Genomic DNA, 6288 nt, shown 5'->3' on the forward strand with positions numbered 1-6288 from the left:
TCTGCCACACCGAGGGTGATGTTCCCTGGCTGCTGGCGGCCGGTAACGTCAGCCTCGGGCTGCGGACTGGCGGAGGTGCACGTGGCACGCGGTGGCGTCTTCTGTGTCGAGGGTCAGTGGCACCGCGACCTCAACGAGCGGGGCTCCGTGCTGCCCACCCTTGAGCTGCTGGAGCGGCTCGGCAAGATCCGTTTCATCCACAAGGACGCGGCCACCCGCGACGAGTTGTTCTACTTCCTGGACCGTTGGCTGCTCAAGCAGTACGCGGACCACCGGGTCGGCTTCTTCGCCATGCACGGCGAACCGAGCCGGTTGTGCCTCACCGACTGGCAGTCCGTGGAGTTGAACGAGGTGGCCGACCTGATGGCCGGCCGGGCCGAGGGACGGCGACTCTATTTCGGCAGTTGCTCCGTCCTGCGGGCCTCCGACGCGGTGCTGCGCGAGTTCCTTGAGGTCACCGGAGCCGCTCTGATCTGCGGTTTCACCCGAGAAGTCGACTGGGTCGAATCGGCGGCTTTCGAAACCGTCCTCCTCGACGTGCTCGCGAACGGCCAGCGGCACAATGCCGCCGAGCTGCGAATGGGTTCGGCCCACTGGGCGCCGCTGGCGTCGTACCTCGGCTTTCGGGTGATCTACGCCAACGGCCGGGCCTGGCGCCCGTCCAGCCGCCCCCGGGTGCCCACCCAGGCGGTGCACCGCTCCACGGCCCGGCCCCGCTGACCCGCTGCCGCCGACCCGCCCGCACCCTGGTAGGAACGAGGAATGGCGCGCAGCATCGCACGGAACACCCGGGTCGACCGGGACAGCCTGCTCGACTTCCTCCGGCCGCGACACCGCGTCCTGCTGATGACCACCCGGGCCGACGGTCGCCCGCAGTCCTCCCCGGTCTCGGCGGGGATCGACGGGCAGGGGAGGCTCGTCGTCTCGACCTACCCCGAGCGGGCCAAGGTGACCAACATCCGCCGCGATCCGCGGGTCTCGGCGTGCGTGCTCAGCGACGACTGGAACGGCCCCTGGGTGCAGATCGACGGCACCGCCGAGGTGCTCGACCTGCCCGAGGCGCTGGAGCCGCTTGTCGAATACTTCCGCAGCATCTCCGGCGAACACCCGGACTGGGACGACTACCGGGCGGCGATGGTGCGCCAGGGCAAGTCGCTGATCCGGGTCACCATCGACGCCTGGGGCCCGATCGCCACCGGTGGCTTTCCCGCCCGCCTCGCCGACTGAGGTCGATCGCGCTCGGTAGGCCAGCGCGGCGCCCGACCGCCACGACCACCTCGACCACCGACGACCGCGGACACCCGAGGCGGAGGTCATGGGTGGGGCCGCCGTGCTGTAGAGCTGCCCCGGATATGGGGCGGCCGGCGGCGGCAGGTCGCTGGCCGCGCTCGAGGTGCGGCGTGCTTGGGGTGCGGCGTGCTCGGGGTGCGGCGCGCTTGCCGGGACAGCTGCCGCCGCGTGCCCCACATCTGGGGCAGCTCTACAGCGGCGGCGACACACGGGTCGGGTCGGCGGCCTGACCTCCCGGCGTCGCTGCCGCCGGGTCCGCGGAGGTCAGCGCCGAGCGGCGCGGCGGTCGTGCCGCCTCAGTCGAGCAGCGCGGCGTAGACGAGTTGGCGCAGCTGGGAGCGCAGCGGGTAGGTGCTCGACGGCATCAGCTGCGTGAACAGCAGCGCGGTGATCTCCTCGGTCGGGTCCACCCAGAACGCGGTGCTGGCCACTCCACCCCAGTAGTACTCGCCGACGCTGCTTGGCACCCGGCTGGGGATCGGGTCGTCGGTCACCGCGAAGCCCAGGCCGAAGCCGATCCCGTCCAGGGTCGACTCCGCGAAGCCGCCGGTGGACAGGGTGCCCAGGTCCTGCCCGCCGGGCAGGTGGTTGCGGGTCATGAACCGCACCGTGCGCGGCCCGAGCAGCCGAACCCCGTCCAGCTCGCCGCCGCGCAGCAACATCTGGGTGAAGCGGTGGTAGTCGGCGGCGCTGGAGATCAGGCCACCGCCGCCGGACAGCAGGGCCGGCTTGTTGAACGCGAGCGAGCCGAGGCTGTCGTAGCGGACGGCCCGCCCGCTGCGCGGGTCCGGGACGTAGAGCGCGGCCAGGCGGTCCGCCTCCTCGCCCTCCACCCACCAGCGGGTGTCGGTCATGCCCAGCGGCCCGAAGATCCGGTCGGCGAAGAATGCGTCGAGGCTCTGCCCGGAGATCACCTCGACGAGCCGACCGAGCACGTCGGTGGCGACCGAGTAGCCCCAGGCCGAACCGGGCTGGAACAGCAGCGGCAGCTTCCCGAAGACCGCGCAGGCGCCGGCCAGGTCGACGTCCGCCGGCGGGTACAGGTCGTAGCCGGCGGCCCGGTAGAGCCCGTCGACCACCGACGTCTGCATGAAGCCGTACGTCAGGCCGGCGGTGTGGGTGAGCAGGTGCCAGACCCGGATCGGCTCGGTCGCCGGCACGGTGTACGGCTTCAGCACCGATCCCTTGGAGTAGACCCGTAGGTCGGCGAACTCCGGAAGCCAGCGGCTGATCTCGTCGGTCAGCTCGAACCGGCCCTCCTCCCACAGCATCATCGCCGCGACCGAAGTGACCGGCTTGGTCATCGAGTAGATCCGCCAGAGCGTGTCGGCCGCGACCGGTGCGCCCGACTCCCGGTCCCGCAGCCCGTACGTCGAGGAGTGCGCCACCTCGCCGCGACGGGTGACCACCACCTGCCAGCCGGCCAGCCGGCCGTCGTCGACGTACCGGCCGAAGTGCTCGTCGATCCGCGCCAACCGCGCCGGGTCGAAACCGATCTGATCCGGGTCCTTGCTCCGAGCCACACTCACGTCGCCGAACCTACTCGCCGGTTCGCCCGTACCGGAAGGGGGTCACAGCGTGCCACGTCGGCTGCGCGGCTGTCGTTGCTGGCTACTAGCCTGGCCAGATGCCGGAGCTGACCGAGGACGTGACCTACCGTAACGAGGACTGGTATGGCGAGGAGCTGACCGACCGACACTTCGTGGGTTGTGAGTTCTTCGACGTGGACCTGACCGAGGCGGTGAGCCGTGGAGCGGTCTTCACCGGGTGCACGTTCGGCAACGTGCGGTTCAACGCGTCCCGGCACGTCGACTCGGCCTTCACCCGTTGCGTGTTCCGGCGGTGCAACTTCTTCGAGGCCGAGTTCACCGGCTGCAAGCTGGTCGGCAGCACCTTCTTCGAGTGCGACCTGCGACCGTTGACCGTCGACGGCGGTGACTGGTCCTTCGTCACCCTGCCCGGCGCCGACCTGCGGGGTGTTCGGCTGACCGGGGTGCGGATGCGCGAGGTGGACCTGACCCGGGCCAATCTCACCGGGGCCACCGTGGCTGGCGTCGATCTGTCCGGCGCGCAGCTGCTCAACGTCAAGCTGGGCGGCGCCGACCTGCGCGGCAGCGATCTCACCGCGCTCGACCCGACGGCCGTCGAGCGGGCCGGTGCCGTCATCGACGTCGGGCAGGCCGTGGTCATCGCGCAACTCCTCGGCTTCCGGATCGGCTGACGCGAGCGGCGCTCGTGGCCTGCCGAAGTGCCGGTTCGCGCGGGCGGGTTGTCCGGCAGCGTCCGGTTGCGGGCTGGACACGTCAGGCAGTCCGGATCTAGCGTGTCGTCCACGCCGGTACGAACGCGAAACGGCCCACAGTGGACGGTATGACGCGCGGCGGTCGACGGCGGCCGGGTGGTGGAGTTGGAGGGGTCGGTGTCGGACGAAGACCGCATGCGGGCGGATCCGGGTGCCGGGGACGCGCCGCCGAAGCACCGCTCGGGCGCCGGCACCTTCGGGCAGACCCTCGCCGTGCTCCGCCGTGTCGCCCGTGTCCGGCGGCGGCGACGTTGGGCGGTGGAGGGTGCGGCCGTACTCGCGTGTCTGGTGGTGCTGGTTGCCTACCTCGGCAGCCGGTCGGACCCGGAGCCCGGCGACGGCCAGGGTGGTCGCTCCGGCGATGTGACAGCGGGCGCCGCCCGTTCCCCCGGTCTCCCGGCCACCGACGGGCGCACCGGTGAGGCGGGGCCGGCGATGCCGGGCCTGCGTCCGCGCCAGCGTCCACCCTCGCCCGAGCCGACACCGTCGGCCAGCGCACCGGCCCCACCGCCGCCATCGCCCGAGGCGTCGGCGCTGTCGGTCACCCAGGCAGAGATGCCCGCCGAGGTCGACCTCACCGCCGTGGGCGCCCGGGACTGGATGCACTGGGGGGAGCGCGGCGGCACCTCGACGGTCCGCAAGCGCGCCGGCTCCGGGGAGATCGCCGACGAGGGCGGTGCCGGCAGGCGGGTCGGCTGGGACGGCAACCAGGAGCACGTCCGCTGGTCCGACGGCTCGTCCCAGCGGTCGGCGAGCGACAGCTCCAACGGCGTCTACACCTGCGGCGCCGGCAACGGTTTCCGCCTGGCCGTCGCTGGCAGCGGTGAGTCGCGCACGGTCCAGCTCTATGCCGGCACGTGGATGGCCCGGGGGCGCCTGGACGCGCGACTGTCCACCGGCGGACCTGTCAGGACCGCCGTGCTGGAGGACCCGTACACCGGTAAGAGCGCTCAGTTCACCGTCCGGTTCACGGTGCCGAAGGGTGCCAAACTGCTCCTGACCTGGACCGTCGAGAAGGTCTTCACCTCACACTGCGGCAACGTCGGCCTCCAGGCCGTGGCGGTGCGCTGACCAGCCGACCGCTGCGCGATGGCACAGCGGGACAGTTTGTCCGTCGCGGACCGTCGATATGGTCGTAACTTTCTGCTGTTCCCACCCGACCATCCAGTGTGGAGGCAGCGGAGATGAGCAGTAGCACCGCCCACCGCGTCCGTGGCGCCGCTTCGTCCGGTGCCGGTGAAGCGTCCGGGGAGGTGCTCCGCGACATCCCCCTGCCGCCGTACGTGACGGGCGAGGACACCCAGTTCGCGGTGCGGGCGGTGGTGGTGCACGCCCCCCGGCGGTGGTCCGGGGGAGTGGTCTGCCGCAACGATGCCAGCCCGCACCCGTGCCGCCTGCACCGCTGGGGCACCCGGGTGCTGGCGCTGCGCGGGCTGCGGGCCGCCGAGATCGACGCGCTCATCGAGCGTGGCGACCCGACGGCGGTGGTCCCCCCACCGGACCGACCGGCCTGAGCGCGCGCCCGGCCGGGAGGCACACCAGTGCCTCCCGGCCACAGCTCAACAGGTGATCGGCTTGACCCAGGAGCACTCGACGCCCTCCGGGGTCCGCGGCGTCTCCGGCACCGCTGGCGGTGCCATCCGCGCCGCCGTCGCGGCATCCTCGCGGAACCCGGCCAGGGCCACGGCGATCTGATCCTCCAACGACTTGACCGACGCCGTCAGGTAGTTGTTCAGCAGGATGGAGAACGCCAACAGGCGGCCGTCGGCGCTGGTGACATAGCCGGAGAGTCCGGAGACACCGGTCAGGCTCCCCGTCTTGGCGTGCACGTTGCCCGCCGCCGCGGTGCCGGCCATCCGGCTGCGCAGGGTGCCGCCGACGAACCGCTCGGGTTGCCCGGCGATCGGCAGGGCCGCGTACCAGGTCTGGAACCACGGTTCGGCGCGCACAGCGGCCAGCAGGTCGACGAACTCCGTAGCCGGCACCAGGTTGCGCCGGGACAGCCCCGAGCCGTCGCGCTGACGCAGCCGACCGGTGTCCATTCCGGTGTCGGCGACGTACTCGCTGATCGCGGTCAACCCGGCCGCCCAGGTGCCCTCGCCGGACAGCACCCGGCCGATCTCCTTGGTCAGCACCTCGGCGTGCCCGTTGTTGGAGAGCTTGAGGAACGGCGTCATCAGCTCGCCCAGGCTCATCGAGTCGTGCCGGGCCACTGGGTGGGCCGTCTCCGGTGTGGGCTGGCCGAGCACGGTCCGGCCGAGCACCCGCACACCGTGCCGGTGCAACGCCGAGCGGAACACGTCGGCCGCGTAGCCGGCGGGCTCCCAGACGGTCACCCAGTCGCTGGCAGGCTCGTCACCGACGGCGATCTGGCCGGTCACCACGATGGTGTTGCCGCCGTGTTCGCGTTCGATCGAGATCGAGGTCTCGCCCTCGGCGACCGTCTCGGCCCGGTTGTCGACGCGGATGTAGCCGGTGGCCGGGGTGGTGCTGACCACCGGCGGGGCGCCGGCCCGACCGGCCGGGGCGGCCTGCACGATCACGGTGCCGGCGTCGTAGTCGGTGTCCGGGGCCACGGTCAGCGCGGAGACCTGGGCGGCGTAGTAGTAGGGCTCGTCGTCCCAGGTCCAGTCGGGGCCGAGCCGGGTGCGGTCGTAGCGGGTGTCGTCGGCGATCAGGTTGCCGGCGACCACCCG

7 protein-coding genes are annotated in these 6288 nt (G+C 71.9%); 5 read left to right on the forward strand and 2 right to left on the reverse strand.

All coding sequences use genetic code 11. The features are described from left to right. The first annotated feature begins 81 nt into the window (after window positions 1–81). Together KBX34_RS01130 and KBX34_RS01135 are read left to right on the forward strand one after the other, a co-directional pair. Complete coding sequence (locus KBX34_RS01130) at window positions 82–720, forward strand: DUF6642 family protein (protein WP_088951490.1); 639 nt, start codon at window positions 82–84, stop codon at window positions 718–720. Between the two features lie 42 nt (window positions 721–762). After that, complete coding sequence (locus KBX34_RS01135) at window positions 763–1227, forward strand: PPOX class F420-dependent oxidoreductase (RefSeq protein ID WP_099850879.1); 465 nt, start codon at window positions 763–765, stop codon at window positions 1225–1227. Between the two features lie 359 nt (window positions 1228–1586). Here KBX34_RS01135 and KBX34_RS01140 read toward each other — a convergent pair whose 3' ends face one another. Further along, entirely contained in the window at window positions 1587–2819 is a 1233-nt protein-coding gene (locus KBX34_RS01140; protein ID WP_210794589.1) for a serine hydrolase, read from the reverse strand. A gap of 98 nt (window positions 2820–2917) precedes the next feature. Here KBX34_RS01140 and KBX34_RS01145 point away from each other — a divergent pair, with 98 nt between their 5' ends. The 3 genes from KBX34_RS01145 to KBX34_RS01155 all read left to right on the forward strand — a co-directional run bounded on the left by KBX34_RS01145 (window position 2918) and on the right by KBX34_RS01155 (window position 5106). Next, window positions 2918–3511, forward strand: a complete 594-nt coding sequence (locus KBX34_RS01145) for a pentapeptide repeat-containing protein (RefSeq protein ID WP_210794587.1) — start codon at window positions 2918–2920, stop codon at window positions 3509–3511. A 216-nt stretch (window positions 3512–3727) separates the two neighbouring features. Next, window positions 3728–4663, forward strand: a complete 936-nt coding sequence (locus KBX34_RS01150) for a hypothetical protein (protein WP_247671287.1) — start codon at window positions 3728–3730, stop codon at window positions 4661–4663. 113 nt (window positions 4664–4776) lie between these two features. Continuing rightward, a complete protein-coding gene (locus tag KBX34_RS01155) occupies window positions 4777–5106 on the forward strand; it encodes a hypothetical protein (RefSeq protein ID WP_172861950.1) in 330 nt (109 codons plus the stop codon). 45 nt (window positions 5107–5151) lie between these two features. Here KBX34_RS01155 and dacB read toward each other — a convergent pair. Then, window positions 5152–6288 (reverse strand): D-alanyl-D-alanine carboxypeptidase/D-alanyl-D-alanine-endopeptidase (gene dacB / locus KBX34_RS01160; protein ID WP_210922756.1); only part of this gene is annotated, 1137 nt, incomplete at its 5' end.

This window comes from Micromonospora sp. M61 (genome assembly GCF_018070245.1).
GTDB lineage: Bacteria > Actinomycetota > Actinomycetes > Mycobacteriales > Micromonosporaceae > Micromonospora > Micromonospora zamorensis.